The organism is Cellvibrio fibrivorans (assembly GCF_031457055.1).
Classification (GTDB): domain Bacteria; phylum Pseudomonadota; class Gammaproteobacteria; order Pseudomonadales; family Cellvibrionaceae; genus Cellvibrio; species Cellvibrio fibrivorans.
Genome location: NZ_JAVDVX010000001.1, coordinates 1,100,631 through 1,125,876, shown reverse-complemented (window position 1 = coordinate 1,125,876; position 25,246 = coordinate 1,100,631). Strand labels below are relative to the sequence as shown.

Below are 25,246 nucleotides of genomic sequence, written 5' to 3'. Positions count from 1 at the left end.
TTTATAGTTGAATACTTAGGATTGAATGATGGTTGATTGGAATAAGGTGTTCGATAATTTTGGAATTAAAAAAGTAAGTAAAACGGATAAAACGAAAAGTGCATACTTGCCTAATGAAAAACAACGTCTTGCAATTGAGGCAGCTGGCATTTTGCCTGCCGATGAAAGGCCAGCACCGAGCTTTGAGGTTACTGTACTTTTTGATCCAGCTACTCCAACAATATTGTCATCATATTATTACTCCGAAAGATCGCCTGATGCAGAACGCAATCCAGAGCCGCGAATGGGGCATGGAATAATCAGCTCATGGTTAGCTCAGGGAGACAAAGTTTTAATCGGTAATATCGGATCCCAGCTTTTTGTAGCTAAATTGGATTTTGCCCCTATCTCTCAGGTTGCAGCATCTCAAGAGATCATAAAGCGCGCTAACAGGCAGGTCATTTTTGATCGTGCAATAGCTGCAACAGGCAAGCCACCAAAGCGACCTGTAGAAAGAGCTGAATTTATTCGGAACCCTTATATTGTTGCTGCAGTGTTACTTCGATCGGATGGAAAATGTGAAATGCCGGACTGTTCTCGTGAGTTGTTCACACGTGATGACGATAGTACTTACCTAGAAGTTCATCATGTCGTGCCATTAAGTGAGGAGGGGGATGACACATTTATTAATGCAGCTGCTCTTTGTCCACATTGTCATCGAGAAGTGCATCATGGAAAGAACCGGCATGCACTGCGTAATAAATTAAGAGTGTATATTGAGGCCATGGAAGCGTGAGCAATGAAGATTAAAGTTACAAGCTTTTGGTTTGCTCGATAAAGTTGCTTAAATTAAGCAGCTCGCTTCTTATCTCTTCAGGGAATGTTTTACGAATGGGTTCCGGAATTACCAATGTAACCCCTTCATGTTTCATCTCTTTATATTGGTTAACAGAAACCCCTTCCTGAAGTGTAAAAAGGAAGGGGTTTTTAATCCTGTGTGCTTCATTAAGTAGCTGGCGCCATCTATCTTTGCAGGTTGTTTTAACTGCAAGCATCCGCAGTTTATCGGTCGGAAAACCTATATTGTGATATGCATCATGCGAAGGAAAAATGAAATCCGGCTTTTTGTTGTTTTCTGTCACACATTGTGAACTAAAGTGGATTAACCCCTCTTCTGTAAAGATTTTTTCCAAATGAATTTCCAAAGACCTACCAGATCTTGATTTTCTTCTATTTGTAATCGAGTTTGCTACAGCAATAAAATCTTCAATATTATCAAAGCCTTTGCTAACTAAAGGTATGCTGTGAATATTTTCAATGGTTTTAAATAGGTCAAATTCCTTTGATCTGCGCTGCATTAGGCGTTCGTCAGGTGCGATATCAAGAAAGGAATATTTTTCAAAAAGGAAATTAAGAATATCTTGTCCACTAGGAAACGTGTCTTTCCAACTGGATGGCAGTACATTTGGGTTTTGTAGTTTTCCATTCGGAAGCTGAAAACCACCAAAAATATTCAATGGTCGCCCAAAAACCCCATTGCCTGGAATCACCTCTCCTAATATTAATTCAGCGTAAGCCTCTTCCTCGGGATCTTTGCAGACCCATATTTTTAGATACTCGGAATTTTTTTCTTCTTGTTCTTTTAAAAATGCAAATAAAACGAGAGCCCCAGTATTATCTGAATCTTGTAACGGCGTAGTTTCAGCCGATTCTTTCCAGCGTGTAATTCTTTTTTCATTTCTTGTTCCATCACCTCTCAGCTTTCCATTGTAGTAAATTACCCTTAACTCCTGTTCGGGCAAGCTATGAGAATTCACAATTGCTTTAAAAAAATAATCAGGATTGTGAATATCAGTACGGGCTATTTCGGGAAACACATCAGCCATTACCTTATTAGGAAAATAAATACCAGCCTGATGCGATTTGGTCGCACCTGTGTCATTTCCAGATAAGCGTTTCGCATAAAATAAGCAATTGGTTGTTTTTATTTCCTCAAGCCATTCTGCAATTTTTTGAATGCCTGCTCCAAGATACTCTGCAGGATGTGGCTCCCTTATACCTTGTTCAAAGGTAAATTCGTTTTCTCTATCTGCCAGTGTTGGATAGTTCTTGATCATTTTTGGCATTTCTTCCTGAATGAGAGAGGCGGTTTAATATTTTTTCAAATAATAGCTTGGTTGAATTTTTTATCGCGTGATTGTTGTATGAGCTGAATGTAAATTGTCGGATTCTCCACTATAGACGATGGTTTTGGGAATACACGATATTACATTCGCTGTTCCCGATCATTTTCCTGAAGTCACGAAAATGGTCGGTTCGGTTTAAAAACCCCCAAATATGTATAGTCTGCCTATACAAATCCACCAAGACTTAAACCATCTAGGTCTTTGCTCTATCTAAAACCCCGACCCCGGCTCCTTCAAAAACTCAATCTCCTCAGGCGTAGATTCCCTGCCAAGAATCTTAATCGGTTAATGATCGTTTGGTGTCGAAGCTCAAAATCCAGATTATTTTCCATCCCCGGTGCGCTAAATAACATCACGGCTACTTTATGGATTTCTGCAGATTCGCTGTGCATAAACGGCATGTAGAGAAAACTGCGTTCGGTGGGAGACAATGCTTTGTCGGCGTCTACGGCCAGCGCTTCTTGCGCGAGTGCCAAAGCTAATGAGTCATTGGCGAAGGCTTGGGGAGTATCGCGGAAGATATTGCGGGAGAATTGGTCGAGAATAATAATTTCTGCCAGGCGCCCTTTTGCGGCCATGCGCCAATCAAATAATTCGCAGCGAGTTGCTTGGTTATGAATAGCGGAAAAGCGTTGTTTAATTTGCTCGTCCAACTTTTCATCTTTCGCCCACCATTGCGCAGGGGTGAGTTCGTTAAACCAGAAATTGAGAATGTCTTCGTACATATCTATTTCCCTCTAATGAAAACGGCAGATTACCTTGATTTTAGGGGGACTTCAGTGGGGTGAGCCCTATGTAGGGGAAATTAAGAATCTGAGCTCACTAAATAAGGAGGTTGTATGTCAATTATTGTGAATCTGGATGTGGTGCTTGCATAGCGAAAAATGCGTTTGAATAGATTAGCCGAGTTAGTGGAGATCACCCCGCAAATTTTTGGTGCTCAAAACGGGTAAAGCGAATCCAAAGAGGCGGGTGAGATGAGTACACCCGCCTGATTGAATTCTGACGATTTATATGTCGCGTGCACACCCTGTGCGGATTAATGAGCGGCGTGATGCTTGCAACAGCACTAGCATCAGCAAGCCAAGGCAATACCATAAACTTGCTGCACCCCCACCACCTGAACTTGATCCGTTTGAATTTGAAACACTGGTATTAGAACCACTGGTATTTGCAGTGCTGGATTTAGCACTACTTGATGAGGCGCTGGATGATTTTGGTTTGGGAGAAATAGTCAGCGTGACCGATTTTTCGGCTTGGTAGCCTTCATTGTCGGTCACATGTAATTTAAAAATAGCCAATAGAGGAGCTGTGCCCGTCAGTGCGGGGGCTTTAAATGATGCAATGGCTTTATTGCTGTTTTCAATGACGATGTTGTTCGGCCCTGTCCATTGGTAGGTGGTGATACTACCTACGTTGTCTACCGAAGCAGACGCATCCAGCGTGACCGTATCGCCTTCCAGAATAGTTTGCGGCACTGCGATATTAATTTTAGGCACGTTGGGATCAAACACGTTGAAAGCGATTTCTCCACTGGTAGGTGTGGCAACAAGTGATTCGCAGTAATGGGTAAAACGCGCGTGGAATTGCGTGAGCAGATCCCCTTCATTTTGAATACTTAATACATTAAATGAACCATACGAAGCATTGCAGCCAAAACCGTTCGCCGAAAAATCCAGCCCTGCCGTTGCACCTGCAAAACGCCGCGCATTTTCATAAAGACCCGGTTGCAGATTCTGATTTTCCGGTGGATTAATAGAGACACGATATTCAGGAGGTGCGGAAGTGCTCGTGCTTATGTCAGCCATTACGCCCCAACTGCCGCCTACAGCGTTAATTAAATTGTTTTGGCCGATATAAAATTGCCAATTGGTATCATTGGTTGGGAATTCGGTTCCCGTCACACTGCGAAAAAATGATTGTGGATCGCTTTTACTATCGACGTGAATACTGGTTTGAGCGGTTGCGCTATTGCCCGCTGTATTCGTCACCGTTAATTGCAGCAGAATATCGGCACCGCCCAAGGGCAGACTTTTTGGCAGGGTAATTAATGCAGTCTCCTGTGTTGCATCGATAAATGTCACCGCTGGGCCAGATACCTGACTCCATTCATAACGAATAATTTCACCTTGCTGCGCGCGGGAGTTTTCGCCGCTTACCCGATATTGTTTGCCTTCAATTGCTTTTGGTTCAGGTAAAGAAATAGCGGCAAGCGGTTTGGAATCCTGTTTTGGGAAGTTGGAATTGATGCGCAATATGCCGCGTATTTGTGCTTGATTGCCGAGCACACAATACTGGGTAAAGTTAATGGCATAGCGGGGTGGTTTTGCTGTTGGCTCAAATTCATAAACAACGAATTCACCGGTATTCGATGAGCAGCCTCTGCCTGCGCCAATCAAATTCACATCCAATGCCGGTTCGATTTGACCTTGTAGCCAACCTGGCCCCTTGGTATTTAAATAGGGGCCAACCTGGAATTTTTTATCTGTGCCCGAGAAAAAGGTTAATTGAATGTTGTATTTATCTGCAGCGGGTGTGCTCCAGGTAAATCCACCCGATAATTGATTGGGCGCTGAATAAAATAACGCAAAATCACCATCATCGTCGCTGACATTTACATCTTTACCCTGAAACAGAAACTCACCCTCATCGGTATCTATTTCCAAAAATGTTGCTGCTGTCGTGGTAAGGCTAAATTGCGTAAGCAAAACAAACAGGCAAGTGGTAAAAGGTTTATAAGAAGCATCTTTTAAAAGTGTCATGGGGAAATTTCCAAATAAGTACAGCTGTCCAATGAAATGATTAACAGGGTAATGTTCTATAGTAAGACAACCAACACCACTATCACCTCCGTTATTGTTGCAGGAATGCTTGATTGCATCTGCGATATATTCATCATCGTTTTCTAACCGTTTTCATTTGCGTGGATCTTGGCCAAAAAAAACGGCCCCCGAAGGAGCCGTTTTTGGTAAATCTAAATCTGGTTTATTTGCGCGCTTGACGACGAGCAAAACCCAAACCGATCAAACCCAAAGCAAACATTGCCAAGGTAGCTGGCTCTGGAACATCCGCTTTGCTCAAGGAAATGTTGTCGAGCATGATGCCGATATTATCGCCACCAGCGTGGTTGAAAATGATGTTGTTTGCACTGTTACCCACTACGGTGAAGGTGCGGGTAATGGTTTGCCATGGTGCAGTAGGAACAAGACTGAATGATTCATTCAAAAATCCGCCTAATGCCAAGGTGAAGCTGTCAGCTCCGCCGCCGCGTTGGTTGCCGGAAATATCAAAGCTCAGGGTGTAAGTGCCCGCGCCGAGCGACAACAAAGAGCTGGTGAGTATGCCGGCGTTACCGCTTGATCCGTCCAGATCCACACATTTGCCGCTACCACCGGCACAGGTGATGCCCCAGCCGTTGCCATTTGCGACTACATCGACAGTACCGTTAGATACGGCCCAATTGCTGAAACCGGTGTAGTTGAGGCTGGAAACTCCTGCAGCTCCTGCTTCAGTATTAAAATCGTCTTCAAAAATAATGCCGGCATTAGCCCCAAGGCTGATAAGGGTGGCGGCGAAAAAACTTACTACGTGCTTAGTGAACATGTGTTTTCCTAACAAGATGAATATGACGCCATCCGTATAGCAATTTTGGCGCCAAATCACTAAGTGATTGAATTATAACAATTTCTTAAATCACAAAACGCTATACATGTTAAATTAATCGACACTTTCGATCGATTAATCGCGTTTTACGCAGGCAAACCATCAAAGATTAGCGAGCGATGTACTGCAAACCCTGCCAGCGCACCATCGCCAATCGCAAAGGTTACGCTACCCATCGCCCGGCCTAGATCACCACAGGCGTACACGCCGGGAACAGTGGTTTGTTTGAATTCGTCAGTTTTTACATAAAAGCCGACCGGGCTTTCGGCCAGCTCGCAGCCCAGATCATAGGCGATGGGGCTGGCGGGTTTGGTAAGTGACGCAACGAATAACCCGGCTAGCTCGACCAATCGACCATTGGCGAGTTTCACAATGGCGGATTGCTCGCCGGCAATTTCGCTCACGGCTTCGGTTTCGATACGCACATTGCGCGCGGCCAATTGTTGTTGGTGCAACTCACTCGGCGTAAAACAATTATTGGTGAACAAGGTGGTTGGACCCCAATCGGGAATCAACAGCGCTTGGTGTACCGAGGCTTCACTAACGGCGAGCACGCCGAGCGAGCCCTGGTTCAGTTCGTAACCGTGGCAATAAGGACAGTGAAAAACGGTTTTGCCCCAGCGGTCTTGCAGGCCGGTAATGGCGGGCAAATGGTCGCTCACGCCGGTGGCGAGCAGTAATCGTTTGGCGTTCAGGGTTTGATTATCGCTAGTGATAACCGTAAATAAATCGCCCGCTTTTTCTGCCGACTCAACTCTGCCTTCAATCCAGGTGAGGTTGGGATACTCAAGCAACTGTGCTTTTGCTTCTGCAGCAATTTGCGCAGGCGGCTTTCCATCCTGCCCCAATACGCCATGCGAATGTTCGGCAAAACGGTTGCGGCGAATACCCGCATCAATCACCGCGACATTGCGCCGCCCGCGCGCCAATTGCAGTGCGCCCGCCATACCGGCGTAACTGCCGCCAATCACAATCACGTCGAAAATTTGCATGTGTTATTCCCCCGAAAAAATGGAATGTTCGTGGTTGCCGGTGAACCCGTGGGCCTGTTTGCGCTGGTGGAAATCGGCGCTGAGTTGCGCGAGGGTCACGCTGCGGAAGCGTTCCAGCAGCAGGTTTTCAGCTTCGTGAAAGGCTTGGTTGAGCGCGTTGTTCACCGCTTCTTCCACCAGACAACCGGGTGCCTCGGTGCGGTTGCCCATGGCGAGCAAGGTGGGTTTATCCAGTGCGAGGTAAATATCATGCAGGGTGATGGTTTCCAATTCGCGACAAATCTGCCAGCCGCCACCGTGGCCTTTGGCGGAACAGACGAGCTGGTGCTCACGCAAACCGGCGAGCACACGGCGAATCACCACCGGGTTGGTTTTCATCATGTTGGCCAAGGCTTCCGATGTCATGGGGACATTGGTTTCGGCCATATGCAGGAGGACGTGGAGCACGCCCGACAGTCGGGAATCGCGTTTCATAAGCAGCACCTTTTCACGTAATACTATTTGTTACGTGAAAAGATACTGCATGCTTTTAGCTTATGCAACTTTTAATGTTACTTGATCGATTGTTGCGTGATGTGACCGGAGATTGTTAGCCTGCCAAACGCTGCGCATATTCCTGTTCCAGACGTGTATGCACCTTCCAGAATCCTTCCGGAGTTTTGCCCTCCAGTCGATCGCGCAAGATATTGAGATGGGTATGCCAGCCACCGGCGACACTTAAGCGCTCGTCGGGATTACTCAAGCGGCGATGGGTGACGGTGAGTTTTACCTGATCCTTGATCTGTGCGAGTTCAAAACTCACTTCCGATTCACCCTCAGATCCGGCATTCCATAAATAGCTGAGTAAGCGCAACGGCTCGCAGGCGGTGACTTTACCGAGCATGGGTACATCACCCGCGCAGTTGGAATATTTGGGTGGTGGAATATCGTGTTCGGGTGACAACTCGGAATTGCGGAAAGTGTGCTCCACTTTGCCGCCGATCTTTTGTTCGACGCTCCCCTCAGCTAGCCAGGTGGAGCGTTTGTCGGAATCGGTCAGATATTGCCAGACCCGTTCAATCGGGCCGGGCAACATGCGTTCAATGCGCAGGGTATCCGGTGCAGTTAATACGCCGTAGTCATTCATCTCAAACTCCTTTGGCCAGTGGCCTGTTGTGGACGATCAAGGGTCTGACTCGGAGAGCGGTGACCCGGTTTAATCCTTGCTGTTGCGCGTTTGATCCTCTGCGATCAACACAGCGGTCAGTGCATCCAGCCGTTGGTTCCAGAACTGTTCATAGTGGCGCAGCCATTCAATGCCACCGTGCATGGGGCGGGTGTCGAGTTGGCAGGTATGGTTGCGCCCCTGAATATTGCGCACTACTAAACCCGCACCTTCCAATACTTTGATGTGTTTGGAAACCGCTGCGAGCGTCATATCAAACGGCGCAGCCAGTTCGCTAATGCCGCAGGGCGCCTGTGCCAGCCGCGCGACCATCGCCCGCCGCGTAGGGTCGGCAAGGGCATGGAATACGGCATCAAGTTGTTCGCTTTGATTGTTTACCATATGGTTAAGTATTCTCCTGAACAAAGCCATTGTCAACCATTTGGTTGAATAATTTTACGCAAGCTGATTTTAACACCGGCAGTTGGTATGAATCAGGGTGGTTAGATGATGAAGGGGAGACTAGTGCCCGTAATCTGCAGCGGGAGGAATTAGATGCCTTGGCCGCCCGGATTTATAAAGTGGCGGCCAATGTTCAGGTTTGGAAAATGTTACTCGATGTTTTGCACCTGCTCCCGCATCTGCTCAATCAACACCTTCAATTCCACCGCCGCTTGTGTCGTCTCGCTCACAATCGATTTTGATGAAAGGGTATTGGCTTCGCGATTTAATTCCTGCATTAAAAAATCCAGGCGACGGCCGAGGGAGTCGGTTTGTTTTAGGCTACGTTTGACTTCAATGACGTGCGTGTCTAGGCGGTCGAGTTCTTCATCGACATCGGCTTTTTGCGCGAGCAATACAATTTCCTGCTCCAGGCGTTCGGGCTCCAAATCCACTTGCAGTGCGGCGAGCTTGGTGTGCAATTTTTCGCGCTGCGCCGCGAGGATTTCCGGCATGCGTGCACGCACATTAACAACCTGTGCCGAAACGCTATCCAAGCGGTTAATAATTAATTGTTGCAGCTCTGCGCCCTCGCGCGAGCGGTGTTCGATCAAACCTTCGAGTGCGAGATCAAACAATTCGAGCGCGGCTTTGTGCATTTGCTCGCGATCCAATTCCTGTTTTTGGATTACACCTGGCCAGCGCAAGATATCCAATGCATTCACGGGCGCAGCGACGGCGCCGAGGAGGCTATTAATTTGTTGTGCGGCCTTGGTTAATTGCGCGATCTTGTTGAGGTTGATGCCCAAATCAGACTCACCTTCCTGCTCCCACTGCACGCTCAGGCTGGCTTCAACTTTTCCGCGCTGCAGGGCTTTGCGCATGGCATCGCGCAGGTGGGGTTCAATTTCACGGAAATCTTCCGTCAGGCGGAAGCTGGGTTCAAGGTAGCGGTGATTCACACTGCGGATTTCCCATACCAGCGTACCCCAGGGGAGTTTGGCTTCACGGCGGGCAAATCCAGTCATACTACGTGGCATAAGGGCTCCTGGAACTAAGTCGTTCTATGCAAGGTGGATACTGCGCGGGGCGGTTACTTCTACGGGCGAGAGCTGGTAGAGTTCACCGGCAACTTAACAATCATCAACAGATGGGGGATGGTATCACACCTTCCCATAGATCCATTTCAAGTAGTAAGGATTCCTTTTATGCAACGTCCTAGTGGCCGCACACCCGACCAATTACGCCCCATTCGCATCACCCGCCGCTATACCAAACACGCCGAAGGCTCGGTTCTAGTGGAGTTTGGCGACACCAAAGTGATCTGCACCGCGAGCGTGGTCAATTCAGTTCCACCTTTCTTACGTGGTCAAGGGCAAGGTTGGCTCACCGCCGAGTACGGCATGTTGCCACGCTCTACTGGTACGCGTATGGATCGCGAAGCAGCGCGCGGTAAACAACAGGGCCGCACGGTAGAAATCCAGCGCTTGATTGGTCGCTCGTTACGCGCCGCCATCGATTTAACCGCACTCGGTGAAAACACCATACATATCGATTGTGACGTTATTCAGGCCGACGGTGGCACCCGCACGGCCTCCATCACCGGTGCATGGGTTGCACTTGCCGATGCTGTCGCCCATTTGAAAGCCACTGGCAAAGTCGCCGGTGAACCAATCAAACGTGCTATTGCTTCTATTTCAGTCGGTATCTATCAAGGCGTTCCTGTGTTGGACTTGGATTATCCTGAGGACTCCGCAGCAGACACTGATATGAACGTAGTGCTGGGTGATGACGGTGGCATTATCGAAATTCAAGGTACAGCGGAAGCCGAGCCGTTCAGCGAAGCGGAATTTGCGGCCATGTTGAGTCTGGCTAAAAAAGGGATTGCGCAATTGCATGAGTTACAGCAGAAAGCATTAGCCAGCAATGAGAAATAAGTTTCTCAATACCGGGCAGCCAGGTTTTCATTCACTGAGAAAGATTGGTGTAGTTCTGCGTGGGCTCAAATTCGCAGTAGTTAATGATTTCTCTGTCGCCTATAAGCTGGTGCTGTCCTTGTTTATGTTGATAGCCTGTATTGCGTTTCGTGATTGGATTGATGTGGCGGCGGTGTTAATTGCTACCGCATTGATGTTGGTCGCGGAGATATTTAATACCGCAATCGAAGCCCTCTGTGATTTTGTCGAGGCTAGCAATAATCATCGGATAGGAATCATTAAGGATATTGCGGCGGCGGGCGTCGGCATAAGCATTTTTCTGTGGATATTGATTATGGTTGGTGAGGCTTACGCGCTGCTGCACCACTTTTAAAAACCCGTCAGTCTTAGAGAATGAGTGCTGTTGGAGGATCACAGATATGAAAGAGCAGAATGAACAAAAGCTGTTAAACGTGATGGATCGCATCATTCATAACTGCGCACTGGTCATAGCTTTCATCATGGTGCTGGTCATCATTTGGGGTGTGGCAGATATTCTTTATGTGCTTTATCACCGTTTGATCGCACCGCCAGTAATGCTGCTTGAGATAAAAGATATCTTTGCAACCTTTGGTGCGTTTATGGCCGTATTGATTGCAATCGAGATTTACCACAACTTGATTCTCTATACCAAGGGTGATCACAATCCACGTTTAGCTGTTGAAATTGTTCTTGCCACTGCACTCATGGCAGCAGCGCGAAAAGTGATTATTTTTGATTTTAACGAAATGGAAGCTGCCTATATTTATGCGACTGCGGCGGTCATTCTTGCTCTGGGGCTTGCGTATTATTTGATAGTAATATTGCCAAGCAGGGCCAGCAGGATTATAGCGGAAGAGTCGAACCGACCTGAGTGAGGTCAATATCGTATTGGTATTTATCCAGGGCGCATGGATGTGAAAACATGCGCCCGTGCGTATACCCACGCGGATCGGCATGCTCATCCGAAACGGGTGTGCTAGCATTTGCACCCGGCAGCCACCGCGGTTAATCACCATTCTGCCTCTTGTATCCCGAATAAATTCTTTGTTTTCTCAGCTTGTTGATTCCTTATGGAAGGGGTTTTGTATGTCTGGAAGTTTCTCGCGCATTTTCCTGAGTAGCTTATTAAGTCTTGCACTGGTCGCCTGTGGCGGTGGCGGCGGCGGCGGCGGCGGCGGCGGCGGCGGCGGCGGGGGATCTAAACCCACTCCACCGGTAGACACTGACGGCGACGGCTATGCCGATACCCGCGATGCGTTCCCCAGTGACCCTAAAGAGTGGCTGGACACCGATAAAGACGGGGTGGGCGACAATGGCGATGCCTTTCCTAATGACGCGACTGAAACCAAAGACACTGACAAGGACGGCGTTGGCGACAACAAAGATGCGTTCCCGAGTGACGCCAGCGAAACCGTGGATACCGATAAAGACGGAAAGGGCGACAATGCCGATCCCGATCCTCTGGGGCAGGCTATCCCAGCCTGGCCGACGCATCAGGGTAACAGTCACCACAACGGGTATGTGGATGTGACCCTTGCCCCAGCCAACTTCAAAACGCGCTGGGAAAAGCCAATAGAATTGGCGAGCCTCAACCAGGGCGCTGCTGGCGATGGTTATATCTTCTTCAATAATGCCGGCCAACTCTATGCTGTGGATGCACGCACAGGGACTACCCTGTGGACCCAATCCATTGCGGGCACACACAATTTTAGTGTGTACAACCCGCCCGCTTACGCCGACGGGATTGTCTATGTGCAAACCGGCGGCCATGCCGATGCGTTTCTCTGGGCATTTAATAGTGCTGATGGTCGCTTGTTATTCAAGACCCAGTTGGAAGACCAGTGGAGCAATCACTATGCGCCGACCGTTGTGGACAATATTGTCTATATCGGCGGTGGTTACTATGGTGGTATGTACGCTATAGACGCTAAAACCGGCGCGCAAAAATGGTGGCAAACCCTTAACCAAACCGACCAGTTTACACCCGCTGTCAGCGGTGACTATGCCATCGCCTACACCAGCGGTTATTCACCCCGATTGACCGTTGCCAACAAAACCTCAGGCAATGTGGCGTTTGAAATTGACGACCCGGATGCCCAACACTGGGGCGGAGGCATGAACTTGGCGCCGGTAGTCGCGGGCGACTTGGTACTTGCCAACCATGCCGGCCGGGTAGTGGCGTTTAATCTGGCCAGTAAAACCCGCGTCTGGCAGATGAAAGCGGAATTTAGCGGCGATCCTGTCATCAGGGGCGAGCATTTTTATATCGTCAATAATACCGCCATTGAAGTGCGCAAACTGAGCGACGGCAGTCTGGTATCCAGCATCCCGGGCGCGGCTACCTTTACCAGTAACCTGGTACTCACCAACAACCTGTTGTTTGTCAGCGATGACCAGAATACCTACGCTTATCAAGTGGATAGCGGCGCTCTGGCGTGGACCCTCAACGGTGTCAAAGGCAAGCTGCTGGCAGCGGAAGGTGCACTGGTTGTATTTGGCAGCACGGGCATTGTCACGCTCGATCTGGAGGGTGACATAGATAGCGACGGCCTGCCCGACTGGTGGGAAAAGCGCCTTAAAAAGAACGTCAATGCCACCGGCGATAGCGACAATGACGGCTTGACCGGCCTGCAGGAATTCGCGCTGATGACTAACCCCAATCTGGCGGATACCGATAGCGACGGCCTGACCGATGGCGAAGAAGTCATCGCCAAGACCGCCCCGTTGATTGCCGATAGCGATGCAGATGGCTTACTCGATGGCGCTGAAGTAAAAATCCACAAAAGCGCCCCCGATAAGGCTGATTCGGATGAAGATGGCCTCACCGATGGCGAAGAAGTAGCGGCCGGACTCAATCCAACCGACAGTGCCGACGCCCTGCAAGACAGCGATGGCGATGGCTACTCTAACCTCCATGAAGTGCGCGCCAACACCAGTATCAGCGATGCCAACCAAAAGCCCGAGATAACAAACTGGTCCATGCCCGGCGGCACCAGCATGGGCAACAATTACATTCCCCTGCTGTTAGACGAGAGTAAATTCAGCGAGCGCTGGAGTAAAACCAGCTCGGTTTCACTGGCCACTGCGCCTGTCGCCACCAGCCAGCGTTTGGTGGCGCGCATCAACAACCAATATCAAGTGTGGGATACCGGCACAGGGCAAGAAACCGGGACCACCGCCATCACCAATAATGGCCTCTCGCTACCCGCTAGCAGCGGCGACAAGCTGGTTTTCTTGTCCCAGAGCACCAATAGCGGTACCAACCTCCAGGTATTTAATGCCAACTCGGGCGCCAGCCTGCTTAACAAAGAACTTAGCTCGGCCGGGTATCTCTCAGTCAACCAACCACTGGTGCGTGGCAATACACTCTATTTGGCCAATTCCAGCCGCAGCTTTAAGGCCTACAACCTGGATACTGGCGATCTGCTCTGGACCAGCGGTTTAAGCAACGGCTTTTTCGCTACCGACTGGCGCCCTCTGGTATCGGCTAAACATCTGGTGGGGCTGAGCAGCAATACCCTGGTGGTTTACTCCGCACAGGACGGCACCCTGCTCAGAAACATCAGCCTGCCCGCTAATAACTATTTGCAAACCACAATGCTCGGCAGCCGCGACAATATCCTGATGCAACTGAGCGGCACCCAGATGGCCAGCATCAGCCTCACCGATGGAAGCAATCAGTGGAGCAACAGCAGCTGCAACAACGCCAAACTCGCGCTGGGTAATGGCAAAGTCTATGCCCTGACCGAGCAGAAACTCTGTGTGCTCGACGAGCAAACCGGCCGCTTGCTGTGGGAAATGCCCGTCAGCAATAGCTGGCAGGGATCCAATCCGGTACTGACCGCCAACCATCTCTTTTACTCGGATAGCGCCACTACCTATGCCATCGACCTGCGCACCCAGCAGGTGAGCTGGTCGATTAACAAACCCGCCCGTTATCTGGCGATGGATGATAATGGCACTTTGTTTATTCAGGATAGTTTTGCGCTTACCGCCATCGACACACTGGGCGATACCGATGCCGATGGCATTTTGCAGTGGTGGGAGCGCCGCTACGGGGGCAACCTGCAGGCCAATGCTGATGAAGATGCCGACGGCCTGACCAATCTCGATGAATTTACGGCCAAAACCAGCCCGCTGCTGGCCGATACCGACGGCGACGGTCTCAACGACGGACTGGAGGTTAACACCCATCAAACCAGCCCCATAAATAGCGACACGGATAACGACGGGCTGAGCGACAGCATCGAGGTAAACACCCATGCAACCAACCCGCGTCTGGGCGATAGCGACAGCGATGGTATGGACGATAGCCTGGAACTGGACTTTGGCTTGAACCCGAATGCCAACGACGCTGCTGCCGATGCCGATAGCGATGGCTTCAACAACCGCGATGAAATCTACGCCGGCACGCTGCCCAATAGCGCCGCCAGCAAACCAACACCGACGGATTGGGTGCCACGCCAGGGTAACGCAGCTCACAACGCCTTCCAGCCCTATAGTGTCAACGCCGCCAACTTCAACCTGCGCTGGAGCAAAAGCTTCAACCAATACCTGAAACCCATGGCCACGGGTAGCAAAAGCGCATTCCTGATTTATGGCGATAAAAACCTGGTATCGCTCAACGCTATCGACGGCAGCAGCCAGTGGCAACAAAATCTGGGGGATAACAACCGCGCCCCGGGGGTAGCCTATATGGATGAGAAGGTGATCCTCAGCACTAATGCGCCTAACGCCCTGCAAGCATTCGCGGCGGATTCAGGAGCTTCCCTGTTCAGCGCTAGCTTCAGCAATTACAACTCGGCGGATTACACCCCCAGCCTGTTCGGCAATCGCGCATACACCAGTCTGGGCTATAGCAGCGGCATAGTCGCCAAAGACCTGGCTAGCGGCGCCACCCTCTGGAGCACCGCCAATCTGCAAAGTACGCGCGATATTGCGGTCAATGATGCCTATGTGTTTGCGGTGAGCAACCGCAGCCTGGTGGCCCTGGATCGCGCCACTGGCAGTGAGGCGTTCAGGATCGATATCCAAGGCACCAGCGCTGAACACCCGGTATTGGGCACCCGCAACAACTTGTTGTTGGAGGAGCCGGCTGCATCCGGCCAATTATTGGTCAACTACAGTATTGCCAAGCGCAGCCTGACCTGGAGTAAGTTCACCGGGCAGATTACCGGGCATCCAGTCGCGGGCAATGGGCGCGTCTATTTCATCAATAACGGCCAGTTGCAAAGCCTCAGCGAACTAAACGGCGAGCTGCTCTGGAGCTGGCAGCCCACCAACCAATACCTGAATAGCAATATTCTGGTCACGTACAGCCATGTCTTTGTCAGCAGCGAGTCAAAAACCTATGCGCTCTCTGCCACTAATGGCGAATTGCTCTGGACTTACGATGCCGGCGGACAACTCGCATTAGGCGCCGACGGTGCCCTTTATATCCAGGGCAGCATCACACTGACGGCAATTAACCTGGAAGGGGATTCTGACGGGGATACTATGCCCGACTGGTGGGAGCGCCATTACAACCTCAATCCTGCCAGCAGTAGCGACACCAATCTCGACAAGGACGGCGACGGCTTGACCAACCTGCAGGAATTCAACCGCAAGACCTACGCGGATGACACTGACTCGGATAACGACCAGTTGTCTGATTTGGCCGAGACAGGAACCCATAATACGGATCCTCTCGCAAGCGATTCAGATAACGACGGCATGCCCGACGGCTGGGAAGTGGCCAATAGCTTGAATCCGCGCAGCGCCGCTGACCGGGACATAGATAGCGATGGCGATACCGTACCTAACTACTATGAATATGCCCAGGGGACTAATCCGAATAACGCCCTGTCACTGCCAGCCTTCTTCAGCCCCGGCCAGTTTTCGTTTGAAGACAGCCAACTGCCCAGCGGTTGGAGCCTATCTAATGAAACAACAGATGTGAGTATCAGCCTGGGGGTTGCCAGCCATGGCACTAAGGCCCTGCAAGCGCGCAATTTTGCCAATATCCAGTTCACTGGCTTTTTTGCCGCCAGCGACCTTTCGCTCGACATCAGATACGGCTGTAGCGGCAGCACCGGGGTTGAGGTTTACATCGACGGCTCTCTGCAAGCCCGGGTGCAGTCTACCGGTGAGTGGTCAACACTGAAGACACTGATACCACTGGGACAACACACGGTCTCTATCCGTACCAATAGCTACAACTGCTCCGTGTATCTGGACAATGTTGTGATAGCGGCCGCCAAAACCAACGCAGAGATGGGTGTACAGTTTGCCAGCACCAGTAACAACAATATCCAGTTCTACGATATCAAGGGCACGCTGAAGCGCGAGTTATTGGCGCGCCTGCCGGATACCAATAGCAGCCTGCGGGGCATTGCAACCATCGGCAACGACTATCTGGTCGTTGCATTTGGCAGCAACCCAACACATTTAGGGCTGCTCAATCTGGCCACCTTTGATTGGCGTTATGTTGATGGGCTGGAGGCATTCAATAGCATTTACTCCTACGGTAATTACGCGCTGGCCGCCACCGGATCGGTCGTCTACCTGGCCTCTGTGGATCCATTTAACCCCATCAATAAGATTGCCAGAGTGGACCTGTTGACCGGCGCAGTGGATTATTTCGGCGCCCACACGTATAACTCAATCGCCCTCGACAGCCAGGGATTTATTTACGCCCATGCGAATTACACCGGCGTAGTTTACAAATATGACCCAGTCACGCTGGAATTGGTAAGTGAAATCCATGTTGCCAGAGCAACCCAAATCATGATTGACCAGCTCGACCGCTTGGTGGTGTTCGCAGACAACAATGAGATCCTTCGCTATAACGCACAACGCCTGGTTGAGGCGCGTCTCGAATTACCCGAGACTATCTACTCTATGAGCACCAATAGCCGCGGTGATTTGTTCCTCAACATCCAAAACAACACGCTGTTGCATTACAGCCCGGATTGGCAGCGGGTGAAAAGTCTCGCGATTACCGCGAACTACATGGCCGGCTTCCCACAAGCGGATAGCGATAGCGACCAGATTCCCGATTGGTGGGAACAGGCCTATGGCCTTGCGGCTAACAACGCAAGCGATGCCAGCAGCGATACTGATAGTGATGGGCTGACAGCACTGGAAGAATTCAATGCCGATACCAACCCTGCCAACCCCGACACCGACGGCGACCTGCTCAACGATGGTGACGAAGTGGAGGACTACGCTACCGATCCCAATAAACAGGACAGCGATGGCGACGGACTAAGCGATGCCGAAGAACTACTCGATCACCAGAGCAACCCGCTCAAAGCAGACAGCGATGACGACCTGATCAATGACTATTTGGAGATAGTCCAGTACCACACCGACCCCATGGACGCCAACAGCAAACCTGCCGCCCTGAGCAATTTTGTTGAATCCTTTGAGTCAGGAAGTAGTGGCTGGGTACAGCCATCCGGCGGAGCCGATGCGGGTTGGTCAGTCGTCAACAGCGCAGCATCCCTGGGGAGCAAAAGTTTACGCGCGGGCGCGATCGGCGAGAACCAAACTGCCGAAGTGGAGTGGACTGCCGTTTACACTGCATCAACACTGAGTTTCGATGCGCGAGTGTCAGCAGAATATTGTTGCGATTATCTGCTCGTGTATCTGGACGATGTAGCAATGCTCGATATACGCACCAATGAAAGCTGGCAAACCCATCAAGTGAACATTCCCGCCGGAGTTCATACACTGCGCTTTGTATACCGCAAAGATGGCAGCGGTATCTCCGGCGAAGACAGCGCCTGGATCGATAATATCCGCGTAGACTAATCTCGCACCAAGCGACCTAGGGTTCCGACCCGCTGGGCAACCCCAACAAGGGTTTTTATAAAAGATAAATAGTTTATTTTTTTGAAAAATAAAAAACCGATCCCACAAGGATCGGTTTTTTTGTTTTAACGGTAGGAATAATAAAGCAGTGATAAATCAAACATAAAAATAGGTTGCTTATTGTAAATAATACATCGCCGTATTGTTGTGATCACCCAAGATCAGACACAGCCGCAGGTGCTTCGCGAAGCAGGTTTTGTTTTTACCGCAGTTGCTTGTTATACATTTTTTTGGAATTACTTAATATAGGGTTTGGCGAAAGTAAATGCATGTTCAGTTGGTCCGTGTTCCTCAAGATGGAGCAGTCTTGCCTCACCCTCTCTAACAGTAGGTATATGCCCAACAGGAACATGCCAAAGAACTTGATGAGGTGTATTCATTTTATGAAACCATTCATTCTTGCCACGAATTAATTCTACATGAACAGACTTATAAACGTAATTTCTTAAAGACTCAATACTCTCCCAAACGCTCATATTCAATATAAGACTTGGGTCATCAAATATTTTAAATGACGTAGCGTCACCTTCTTCAGTTTGTAACCGCCAGACAAACCCAAGCGAATCATCTGCTAACGCATTAATTTCATTCAAACGATCAACGAATCCCTTCATAACAATAGAGGTAAGTTCATCTTTAGCTTTTGCAATATTGAGCTGAGCTAAGTGAAAATGAGACATAATTAGATTTTCCCTAAATTGATATTAAATGCTGTGGAAAGATTTGTATAACGTTAAGGTTTGCGGCGCAGGTATTGATTTTTTAACACAGTCGCTTGTTAAGCACTGAACCTTTCTATGATGGATTTACAATTAGTCAAAGAAAACTCCTTTGCCCAGTTAATAGATTGCTCTATTTTAAGCTCGTGTTTTTTAAGAGCTTCTTGAGACCAATATTGCCGAGCTGTTCCAAGCGGAAGATGGTCAGTTTCCGAAGCTACCGCCGTAAAAGCAAGAAAGTCAGAGTCATTTTCAGGAAGCCCAATTTCAAACCTTAACGAGGACAATTCAACGGCACCCTCTAAGTAATGAATTGAACCGTAAAGCATTCCACGAGCAACTGCCACCGCGCGATTGCGTTGCTTTTGGATGTATTCTTCGTGGCTCATTTTCATAATTTGTTTAACGTTGCATTCACCTGCGAATTGTAAGTAGCGCGTTGCGATAAACTTCGCGCAGCGATATTGCATAAGCGCTACTTACAATTCGTCAGGTGCAATGTTTTGTTATATTATTGATAGCGTATTTGATAGTAGGTTTGTGCAGGCTGAAGATACATTTCTGGCGTGAATTCTTTTACTCCCTTGCTAACAATAAAGCTATACCATTTCTTTGTAAGATCTCCATCAGCAAGCTGCTTATTTGGCGACATTGTGATAACCACTAAATCTTGTTTTGATACCAATTGAAACTGATGCAGCCTAATTTTACTTTTGTATCCAATTTTCTGTATTTCGTTAAATTTTATAGATTTTGATATGTGTTCATTTTTAGCTTTCCCTTGCTCTTGAGCCATTACTACAATTTCGCTATTTGTAATTCCGCACACACCCGCAACCTGTGAATTAAATGATGGTAATCCGTAAATAAAACAGTTATTCACCTCAACGAAATTTTCAGATAACTTATGTTTTTCTTTTAATGACTCAACAGAAGTTTGCGGCACAGGAACTGCTGCGCAACCAACCATTAGCCCAACCAGACACAGCAAATTGAATTTATTCATGACATCTCCTATTAATATAACAGTTTATTAAATTGCACCGACTATATAACCCGCTGAAGGATATTCCAACTAATTTGGTGTTCCGCCGTATAATTCCCAAAGTAGACGAACCTACTATCGATTTAACTCATTACAAATCAACAACTTAATCATCACTCCAAATTAATTAAGGAGTTATACAGCACAGGCAACCTCAATTAATTGCATATTCAAATTCGGGTAGATACACTGAACAATTACTGGTTATCCAAACAGGTGCAATTATGGAAGATGTGCGCATTCCTTTACCCCCATCACCTACTAAATTCTTAGACCAATTCCGTGTCTTTATTCGTACGGATGGAAAAAGTTACTCAACAGAAAATATATATGTCTATGGTGATGCCCCATAAGCTATTGGCTCAACTAATGTATGGTGGTGGCCTTCGGGTTTCTGAGGCTTTGCGATTGCGCGTTAAAGATGTTGATTTCGCAATGGGTTAGATTGTTATTCGAGATGGGAAAGGATTTAAAGACAGAACAACGTTACTTCCCAAAAGTATCATTCCTGATTTAAAAAAGCAGATTGGCATGGTTCAAAACCTGCTTGAGTCTGATAAGGCCAGTGGCATTGCGGGCGTATATATGCCTAACATGCTTGAAAAAAAATACCCTTCAGCAGGGCATTCCTTAGGTTGGCAATTTTTATTCCCAAGCAATGAACCAAGCAAAGACCCGCGATCCAACGTAATTCGCAGGCACATATATATCCAACTACAATCCAGTTACATGTAAAGCAAGCAATAAAGAAAGTCCGTATCCATAAACAGGCTAGCTGTCACACGTTTCGCCACTCCTTCGCTACTCGGCTATTACAAGCCAAGTATGATTTAAAGCAAATTCAAACATTGATGGGCCACACTGACATTCGAACCACCGAAATCTATTTGCATGTGCTGGATGATCTCGGGGATCGGGTCAAAGGCCCTCTAGATGCCTAGCACAGAAATCGTGATTGATCGTTGATAATGCCGCTGGTGTAGAGCGGAAAGCTAATGGCATCATGCAATTACTTTTTGCACGCAACACGTTGGTATGCCCATGACGACCCAAGCCTATTTCAAAACCTGCCATCATCCCATCCCCACCCAAACCAATCCGCTCGCGGAAAAAAATACCCGGCGCGCGTTAATGCTCACCGCGGCGATGATGTTGATCGAAATTATCGGCGGTTGGTACTACAACTCCATGGCTTTGCTCGCCGACGGCTGGCATATGAGCTCCCATGTGGTGGCCTTGGGTTTAGCGCTGTTTGCCTATGTGATTGCACGCAAGCTTGCGCAAGATGGCCGCTTTAGTTTTGGAGTGTGGAAAATTGAAGTGCTCGGCGGTTACACCAGTGCGATTTTATTATTGCTGGTGGCAGTGACAATGTTTTATCAATCCGCCGCGCGTTTGATTACACCGGTAGCAATTCATTACAACGAAGCAATCACTTTGGCGATTGTCGGTTTGCTGGTGAATTTAATGTGCGCCTGGTGGCTGAAGGATGGTCATCACCATCATCACGAGCATGATCATCACCATGAAGATGACCATGCACATCACCACGAACATTCGCACGCGCATGAAGATTTGAATTTACGCGCGGCGTATATGCATGTGGTGGCCGATGCAGCGACCTCGATGTTGGCGATCATTGCACTGTTCGGCGGAAAATTATTCGGCGCTGACTGGCTTGATCCGGTAATGGGCATTGTCGGTGGTGTTTTAGTGGCGGTGTGGGCGCTGGGTTTGTTGCGCACTAGTGGCCGCGCGTTGCTGGATGCCGAGATGGATGCCCCGGTGGTTGAAGAGATTCGCGCAGTAATTGCAGCGGGGACGGTGCCTGCCGAAATTCGCGATCTGCATGTATGGCGGGTGGGACGCAATCAATATGCCTGTGTATTGTCGTTAATAACGCAGGCAGATGTTGATGCTGATTTTTTTAAACAACAAGTACAAGTGCACGAAGAGTTGGTTCATATCACTATTGAAATTGCTAAAAATTAAGCTCAATAAATACTCATTTTTTTGATGTGGTGTAACACGCTGAAATAAAATTTGTCGCCAAAATCATCTTGTCTGTTTTGTGATCTGGTCTGTATTAAAAAAAGAACAAGACGTGAATTTTTTTTGTGCTAACATCCCCAAAACCATAAATTACAAAATATCTGTCAGGGGTGTGGGTTGATCCAGGCTGCCATGAATCATTTAGCGACCCAGCTAAATGCCTACCTCAAGCGCACCAATAATCTCACTGAAGATATTGTCGTGGTATCCAGTTTGGTGGAAAGTGATGGCAGTGCTGCACCGCACACCAACAATAAATTAATTTTACTGCTGACCAATATTGAAAAAGATACTGTGCCGCAATCTGGCGCAGCCCGTGCCACCGGATTTGATGGCCGCGCCCTGGTTGGCAGTCGATCTGTGTATTTAAATTTGTATGTGATGCTGGCGGCGAATTTCAGTGGCAGCAACTATGCTGAAGCACTCAAGTTCATTTCCAAAGCCATCGCTTTTTTTCAGATGCAGCCGGTGTTTGATAAACATTCAACACCGGATCTGGACTCCCGCATCGATAAACTCGTATTGGATATCGAGAACCTGAACATTCAGGATTTAAGTAATCTCTGGGGTTTGTTGGGCGGGAAGTACCTTCCCTCCGTGTATTACCGTGTGCGCATGGTAGCCATCAATCCTGATAACGTAGTGGCACAATTGCCCTTGGTTAGCAAACCGCAAGGTGATCTGCGCGGTTAAAGGGAGTCAACATCCATGGCACATTTCAAACCGATATTAACCCTGGCGATTGAACATCTTTTTTTTTCCGATGGCCGCTGCACCAATTTGGTATTTACCACTACGCCAGCTACCCGGCGGGTGTTGCAACAATATCAATTAGCCGTCAAAGCGGAAGATACTGGCATTGCTATTTTTGCCGATCAGGAATGTTCAGTCGCATTCGATAGCGAAGCGTTGCTGCGGTTTGAGGTATTTGCGCAAGACCCCTATTTTAGTTTCTACACGTTGGAAACCCAAAATAAAAAGTTGCCCTTGTATTACAGCAGCAAAAATATTACAGCAGATAACAGCAGTCTTGTGTTACTGGACGAACAACCGGCAGAATCCCACGACGCGCGACTTGTGCGAACAAAACCCGGCGATAGAACGCCGTTACTCAGTGTGGATATAGATTTAAGCGGAGCTGAATTTGCAACCGTGCGCCAAGCTGAAGCAGCTCCCGTCGCGCGCACAATCAAATTCAACACGCGCGATATTTACTGGAAATACTATTTTTTCGGTGAACTTGCGAAATTGGAATTGGACATCCATGATTTAAGCTCGCAAGTGGCAGTGGCTTTTGATCCTAGCGATGAAGTTGTCGCCAAAAATGGCAAGGCGTTTATTTCGCAAATCCCGATTGCAATGAACAGTGCGCCAAAGCAGCGATTTCAGTTAAAAGATAAAAGCAACGCAGGCAAGATCCTGATCAAGCGTTTACCCAACGCAGGAGTTAACTTGATCAGCAAGAGTAGGGATCTCAGGGGGCAGCAAATCCTTGTTGCAGAAATTTATGTAAATCAATAGCACTTAAAGGAACAAATATGGCTGGCGCGTATAAAACTCCCGGCGTCTATATTGTTGAAAAAGACGCTTTTCCCAACTCCGTTGTTGAAGTAGCTACCGCCGTTCCGGCGTTTGTTGGCTACACGGATTTTGCCGATAATAAAGGTAAAAGCCTGCTCAACAAACCCTGGCGGATTTCCTCAATGGCTGAATTTATCAGCTACTTCGGAGGCCCGCCGCCAGCCACCTTTAAAATCGCCCGCAAGGGTAGCGCGGCACCAACACCGGCGGTTTTCGCCGCTGCGCCCGGTGCGTCGGACGATGAAAAGAAAATCGCTACCGAGATCAATAATGCGCGCACAGCCGTTGCGGCTATCGCCGGAGTGGATAAAAATCCCGATCCATTCAGCAGCGCCGATGAAGATTTTTCACTCGGCAAAGACGACAAATTTTTTCTCTCACTCGAAGGTTCCTACTACTTGCTGTACCGCAGCATGATGCTGTTTTTCCAAAACGGCGGTGGTGCCTGCTATGTTGTTTCCGTTGGAAACTACAGCAAAGGTATTGAAGAAGGTGAGCTTTCAGAAGGCATCCAACTGCTGAAGAAAGAGCAAGAGCCAACCATGTTGGTGATTCCTGATGCAGTGTCATTGGCAGCGGCAGATTGTTATAAGTTGCAGCAGACCATGGTGGCGCATTGCGGTTATGAAATGAAAAACCGTTTTGCCATTCTCGATATCTACGGCGGCTTCCAGGATAACCGCGATAACGAGTGTATCGATAATTTCCGCAATAAAATGGCCACCAACTTCCCGGCGTTCAGCGCAGTGTATTACCCTTGGCTGAACAGTTCGATTGTTCCTGTGAGTGAATTGTCATTCCGCAATATCCACGAAGACAGCTTGCCTGACGTAGTGAATTTGCTGACGCAAGAAGTGCGCGAAACTATTGCCTCCTTGAAAAAACAGGAAAGCATTATCGCCGAGATCAAAAAACTTCCCGATACACCCAGCAAAAGCAGTGCAGAAAATAATGAACTGCACAAAACCCTCAGCGCAGTTTGCCCGCTGTACAACAAAATTCTCGCTGGCCTGCAACACAAGTTGAATTTGTTACCACCGAGCGCGGCGATGGCCGGTATCTACACCATGGTGGATAACACTCGCGGTGTGTGGAAAGCGCCAGCGAATGTCAGCTTGAGCGCAGTATCTTCACCCACAGTGAATATCAATCACGAGGAGCAGGAAGACCTCAACGTGAATACCGCGGGTAAATCCGTCAATGCAATCCGCACCTTTATCGGCGAAGGCACTTTGGTGTGGGGCGCGCGCACCCTCGACGGCAACAGCCTCGATTGGCGCTATGTAAACGTACGTCGCACCATGATCATGTTGGAAGAGTCGGTAAAACTGGCAAGCAAGGCTTATGTGTTTGAGCCAAACGTGGCCAATACCTGGGTTACCATCAAAAGCATGATCGGTAACTTCCTCACTGGTGTATGGAAGCGCGGTGGTCTTGCTGGTTCCAGCCCCGAAGATGCTTTCAGTGTGCATGTTGGCTTGGGCGAAACCATGACCGCAGAAGATATTCTCGAAGGTATTTTGCGCGTGACGGTATTGGTTGCCTTGAGCCGTCCAGCAGAATTTATCGAGATTACTTTCCAGCAGCAGATGCAAAAATCCTAAGTACCTGTTGGTCATTTACCAGGTATAT

Annotated in this window: 23 protein-coding genes; 11 read left to right on the top strand and 12 right to left on the bottom strand. The window is 48.7% G+C overall.

What is annotated here, in order from left to right:
* Positions 1–25 precede the first annotated feature (25 nt).
* The gene (locus tag J2X05_RS04760; RefSeq protein ID WP_310069333.1) at positions 26–775 is read left to right on the top strand and encodes an HNH endonuclease; all 750 of its coding nucleotides are present in this window, start codon (positions 26–28) and stop codon (positions 773–775) included.
* A gap of 16 nt (positions 776–791) precedes the next feature.
* On the opposite strand, the gene J2X05_RS04755 is transcribed toward J2X05_RS04760, so the two are convergent.
* The 9 genes from J2X05_RS04755 to J2X05_RS04715 form a co-directional block, all read right to left on the bottom strand.
* A complete protein-coding gene (locus J2X05_RS04755) occupies positions 792–2,105 on the bottom strand; it encodes a type II restriction endonuclease (protein WP_310069330.1) in 1,314 nt (437 codons plus the stop codon).
* Between the two features lie 293 nt (positions 2,106–2,398).
* Entirely contained in the window at positions 2,399–2,890 is a 492-nt protein-coding gene (locus J2X05_RS04750; RefSeq protein WP_310069328.1) for a DUF924 family protein, read from the bottom strand.
* A 285-nt stretch (positions 2,891–3,175) separates the two neighbouring features.
* Positions 3,176–4,927: a PKD domain-containing protein gene (locus J2X05_RS04745; RefSeq protein WP_310069326.1), complete on the bottom strand. Its 1,752-nt coding sequence runs from the start codon at positions 4,925–4,927 to the stop codon at positions 3,176–3,178.
* Between the two features lie 223 nt (positions 4,928–5,150).
* Complete coding sequence (locus J2X05_RS04740) at positions 5,151–5,768, bottom strand: PEP-CTERM sorting domain-containing protein (protein ID WP_310069324.1); 618 nt, start codon at positions 5,766–5,768, stop codon at positions 5,151–5,153.
* A gap of 146 nt (positions 5,769–5,914) precedes the next feature.
* Entirely contained in the window at positions 5,915–6,820 is a 906-nt protein-coding gene (locus tag J2X05_RS04735; RefSeq protein WP_310069322.1) for an NAD(P)/FAD-dependent oxidoreductase, read from the bottom strand.
* A 3-nt stretch (positions 6,821–6,823) separates the two neighbouring features.
* Positions 6,824–7,294 (bottom strand): Rrf2 family transcriptional regulator, encoded by a 471-nt coding sequence (locus tag J2X05_RS04730; protein ID WP_310069319.1) that lies wholly within the window; start codon positions 7,292–7,294, stop codon positions 6,824–6,826.
* Between the two features lie 115 nt (positions 7,295–7,409).
* Positions 7,410–7,946, bottom strand: coding sequence for an SRPBCC family protein (locus J2X05_RS04725; RefSeq protein WP_310069316.1), 537 nt, complete (start codon positions 7,944–7,946; stop codon positions 7,410–7,412).
* Between the two features lie 69 nt (positions 7,947–8,015).
* Positions 8,016–8,366, bottom strand: a complete 351-nt coding sequence (locus tag J2X05_RS04720; protein ID WP_310069313.1) for an ArsR/SmtB family transcription factor — start codon at positions 8,364–8,366, stop codon at positions 8,016–8,018.
* 209 nt (positions 8,367–8,575) lie between these two features.
* Positions 8,576–9,445 (bottom strand): YicC/YloC family endoribonuclease, encoded by an 870-nt coding sequence (locus J2X05_RS04715; protein ID WP_310069310.1) that lies wholly within the window; start codon positions 9,443–9,445, stop codon positions 8,576–8,578.
* A gap of 168 nt (positions 9,446–9,613) precedes the next feature.
* Between J2X05_RS04715 and rph the strand changes: the two genes are divergently transcribed.
* The 4 genes from rph (at position 9,614) to J2X05_RS04695 (ending at position 18,157) form a co-directional block, all read left to right on the top strand.
* Entirely contained in the window at positions 9,614–10,342 is a 729-nt protein-coding gene (gene rph / locus J2X05_RS04710; protein ID WP_310069308.1) for a ribonuclease PH, read from the top strand.
* Entirely contained in the window at positions 10,332–10,715 is a 384-nt protein-coding gene (locus J2X05_RS04705) for a diacylglycerol kinase (RefSeq protein ID WP_310069304.1), read from the top strand. The genes rph and J2X05_RS04705 overlap by 11 nt, the downstream gene beginning before the upstream one ends.
* A gap of 46 nt (positions 10,716–10,761) precedes the next feature.
* Positions 10,762–11,238, top strand: a complete 477-nt coding sequence (locus J2X05_RS04700; protein WP_310069301.1) for a phosphate-starvation-inducible PsiE family protein — start codon at positions 10,762–10,764, stop codon at positions 11,236–11,238.
* Between the two features lie 211 nt (positions 11,239–11,449).
* Positions 11,450–18,157, top strand: a complete 6,708-nt coding sequence (locus J2X05_RS04695; protein WP_310069298.1) for an outer membrane protein assembly factor BamB family protein — start codon at positions 11,450–11,452, stop codon at positions 18,155–18,157.
* Positions 18,158–18,453: 296 nt separating this feature from the next.
* On the opposite strand, the gene J2X05_RS04690 is transcribed toward J2X05_RS04695, so the two are convergent.
* From J2X05_RS04690 to J2X05_RS04680, 3 genes are all read right to left on the bottom strand, one after another.
* Complete coding sequence (locus tag J2X05_RS04690; RefSeq protein ID WP_310069294.1) at positions 18,454–18,897, bottom strand: DUF3291 domain-containing protein; 444 nt, start codon at positions 18,895–18,897, stop codon at positions 18,454–18,456.
* Between the two features lie 98 nt (positions 18,898–18,995).
* Entirely contained in the window at positions 18,996–19,325 is a 330-nt protein-coding gene (locus J2X05_RS04685; protein WP_310069291.1) for a DUF2489 domain-containing protein, read from the bottom strand.
* Between the two features lie 122 nt (positions 19,326–19,447).
* Positions 19,448–19,942, bottom strand: coding sequence for a hypothetical protein (locus J2X05_RS04680; RefSeq protein ID WP_310069287.1), 495 nt, complete (start codon positions 19,940–19,942; stop codon positions 19,448–19,450).
* Positions 19,943–20,281: 339 nt separating this feature from the next.
* Between J2X05_RS04680 and J2X05_RS21145 the strand changes: the two genes are divergently transcribed.
* The 6 genes from J2X05_RS21145 to J2X05_RS04655 all read left to right on the top strand — a co-directional run bounded on the left by J2X05_RS21145 (position 20,282) and on the right by J2X05_RS04655 (position 25,218).
* Positions 20,282–20,425: a tyrosine-type recombinase/integrase gene (locus J2X05_RS21145; protein WP_374725252.1), complete on the top strand. Its 144-nt coding sequence runs from the start codon at positions 20,282–20,284 to the stop codon at positions 20,423–20,425.
* Between the two features lie 236 nt (positions 20,426–20,661).
* Positions 20,662–20,922, top strand: a complete 261-nt coding sequence (locus J2X05_RS04675; protein ID WP_310069459.1) for a tyrosine-type recombinase/integrase — start codon at positions 20,662–20,664, stop codon at positions 20,920–20,922.
* 100 nt (positions 20,923–21,022) lie between these two features.
* Complete coding sequence (gene dmeF / locus J2X05_RS04670; protein ID WP_310069285.1) at positions 21,023–21,973, top strand: CDF family Co(II)/Ni(II) efflux transporter DmeF; 951 nt, start codon at positions 21,023–21,025, stop codon at positions 21,971–21,973.
* 192 nt (positions 21,974–22,165) lie between these two features.
* Positions 22,166–22,726 carry a contractile injection system cap protein gene (locus J2X05_RS04665; protein ID WP_310069283.1) on the top strand — a complete coding sequence of 187 codons (561 nt, stop codon included), beginning with the start codon at positions 22,166–22,168 and terminating at the stop codon, positions 22,724–22,726.
* A 15-nt stretch (positions 22,727–22,741) separates the two neighbouring features.
* Positions 22,742–23,554: a contractile injection system cap adaptor gene (locus J2X05_RS04660; protein ID WP_310069281.1), complete on the top strand. Its 813-nt coding sequence runs from the start codon at positions 22,742–22,744 to the stop codon at positions 23,552–23,554.
* Between the two features lie 17 nt (positions 23,555–23,571).
* On the top strand, positions 23,572–25,218 hold the full coding sequence (locus tag J2X05_RS04655) for a contractile injection system sheath protein (RefSeq protein ID WP_310069278.1): 1,647 nt from the start codon (positions 23,572–23,574) through the stop codon (positions 25,216–25,218).
* Positions 25,219–25,246 lie beyond the last annotated feature (28 nt).

Bases quoted from the DNA above. Each gene is read 5' to 3' on its own strand.
- J2X05_RS04760 (WP_310069333.1), top strand. From the start codon at position 26: ATGATGGTTGATTGGAATAAGGTGTTCGATAATTTTGGAATTAAAAAA.
- J2X05_RS04755 (WP_310069330.1), bottom strand. From the start codon at position 2,105: ATGCCAAAAATGATCAAGAACTATCCAACACTGGCAGATAGAGAAAAC.
- J2X05_RS04750 (WP_310069328.1), bottom strand. From the start codon at position 2,890: ATGTACGAAGACATTCTCAATTTCTGGTTTAACGAACTCACCCCTGCG.
- J2X05_RS04745 (WP_310069326.1), bottom strand. From the start codon at position 4,927: ATGACACTTTTAAAAGATGCTTCTTATAAACCTTTTACCACTTGCCTG.
- J2X05_RS04740 (WP_310069324.1), bottom strand. From the start codon at position 5,768: ATGTTCACTAAGCACGTAGTAAGTTTTTTCGCCGCCACCCTTATCAGC.
- J2X05_RS04735 (WP_310069322.1), bottom strand. From the start codon at position 6,820: ATGCAAATTTTCGACGTGATTGTGATTGGCGGCAGTTACGCCGGTATG.
- J2X05_RS04730 (WP_310069319.1), bottom strand. From the start codon at position 7,294: ATGAAACGCGATTCCCGACTGTCGGGCGTGCTCCACGTCCTCCTGCAT.
- J2X05_RS04725 (WP_310069316.1), bottom strand. From the start codon at position 7,946: ATGAATGACTACGGCGTATTAACTGCACCGGATACCCTGCGCATTGAA.
- J2X05_RS04720 (WP_310069313.1), bottom strand. From the start codon at position 8,366: ATGGTAAACAATCAAAGCGAACAACTTGATGCCGTATTCCATGCCCTT.
- J2X05_RS04715 (WP_310069310.1), bottom strand. From the start codon at position 9,445: ATGCCACGTAGTATGACTGGATTTGCCCGCCGTGAAGCCAAACTCCCC.
- rph (WP_310069308.1), top strand. From the start codon at position 9,614: ATGCAACGTCCTAGTGGCCGCACACCCGACCAATTACGCCCCATTCGC.
- J2X05_RS04705 (WP_310069304.1), top strand. From the start codon at position 10,332: ATGAGAAATAAGTTTCTCAATACCGGGCAGCCAGGTTTTCATTCACTG.
- J2X05_RS04700 (WP_310069301.1), top strand. From the start codon at position 10,762: ATGAAAGAGCAGAATGAACAAAAGCTGTTAAACGTGATGGATCGCATC.
- J2X05_RS04695 (WP_310069298.1), top strand. From the start codon at position 11,450: ATGTCTGGAAGTTTCTCGCGCATTTTCCTGAGTAGCTTATTAAGTCTT.
- J2X05_RS04690 (WP_310069294.1), bottom strand. From the start codon at position 18,897: ATGTCTCATTTTCACTTAGCTCAGCTCAATATTGCAAAAGCTAAAGAT.
- J2X05_RS04685 (WP_310069291.1), bottom strand. From the start codon at position 19,325: ATGAGCCACGAAGAATACATCCAAAAGCAACGCAATCGCGCGGTGGCA.
- J2X05_RS04680 (WP_310069287.1), bottom strand. From the start codon at position 19,942: ATGAATAAATTCAATTTGCTGTGTCTGGTTGGGCTAATGGTTGGTTGC.
- J2X05_RS21145 (WP_374725252.1), top strand. From the start codon at position 20,282: ATGGAAAAAGTTACTCAACAGAAAATATATATGTCTATGGTGATGCCC.
- dmeF (WP_310069285.1), top strand. From the start codon at position 21,023: ATGACGACCCAAGCCTATTTCAAAACCTGCCATCATCCCATCCCCACC.
- J2X05_RS04665 (WP_310069283.1), top strand. From the start codon at position 22,166: ATGAATCATTTAGCGACCCAGCTAAATGCCTACCTCAAGCGCACCAAT.
- J2X05_RS04660 (WP_310069281.1), top strand. From the start codon at position 22,742: ATGGCACATTTCAAACCGATATTAACCCTGGCGATTGAACATCTTTTT.
- J2X05_RS04655 (WP_310069278.1), top strand. From the start codon at position 23,572: ATGGCTGGCGCGTATAAAACTCCCGGCGTCTATATTGTTGAAAAAGAC.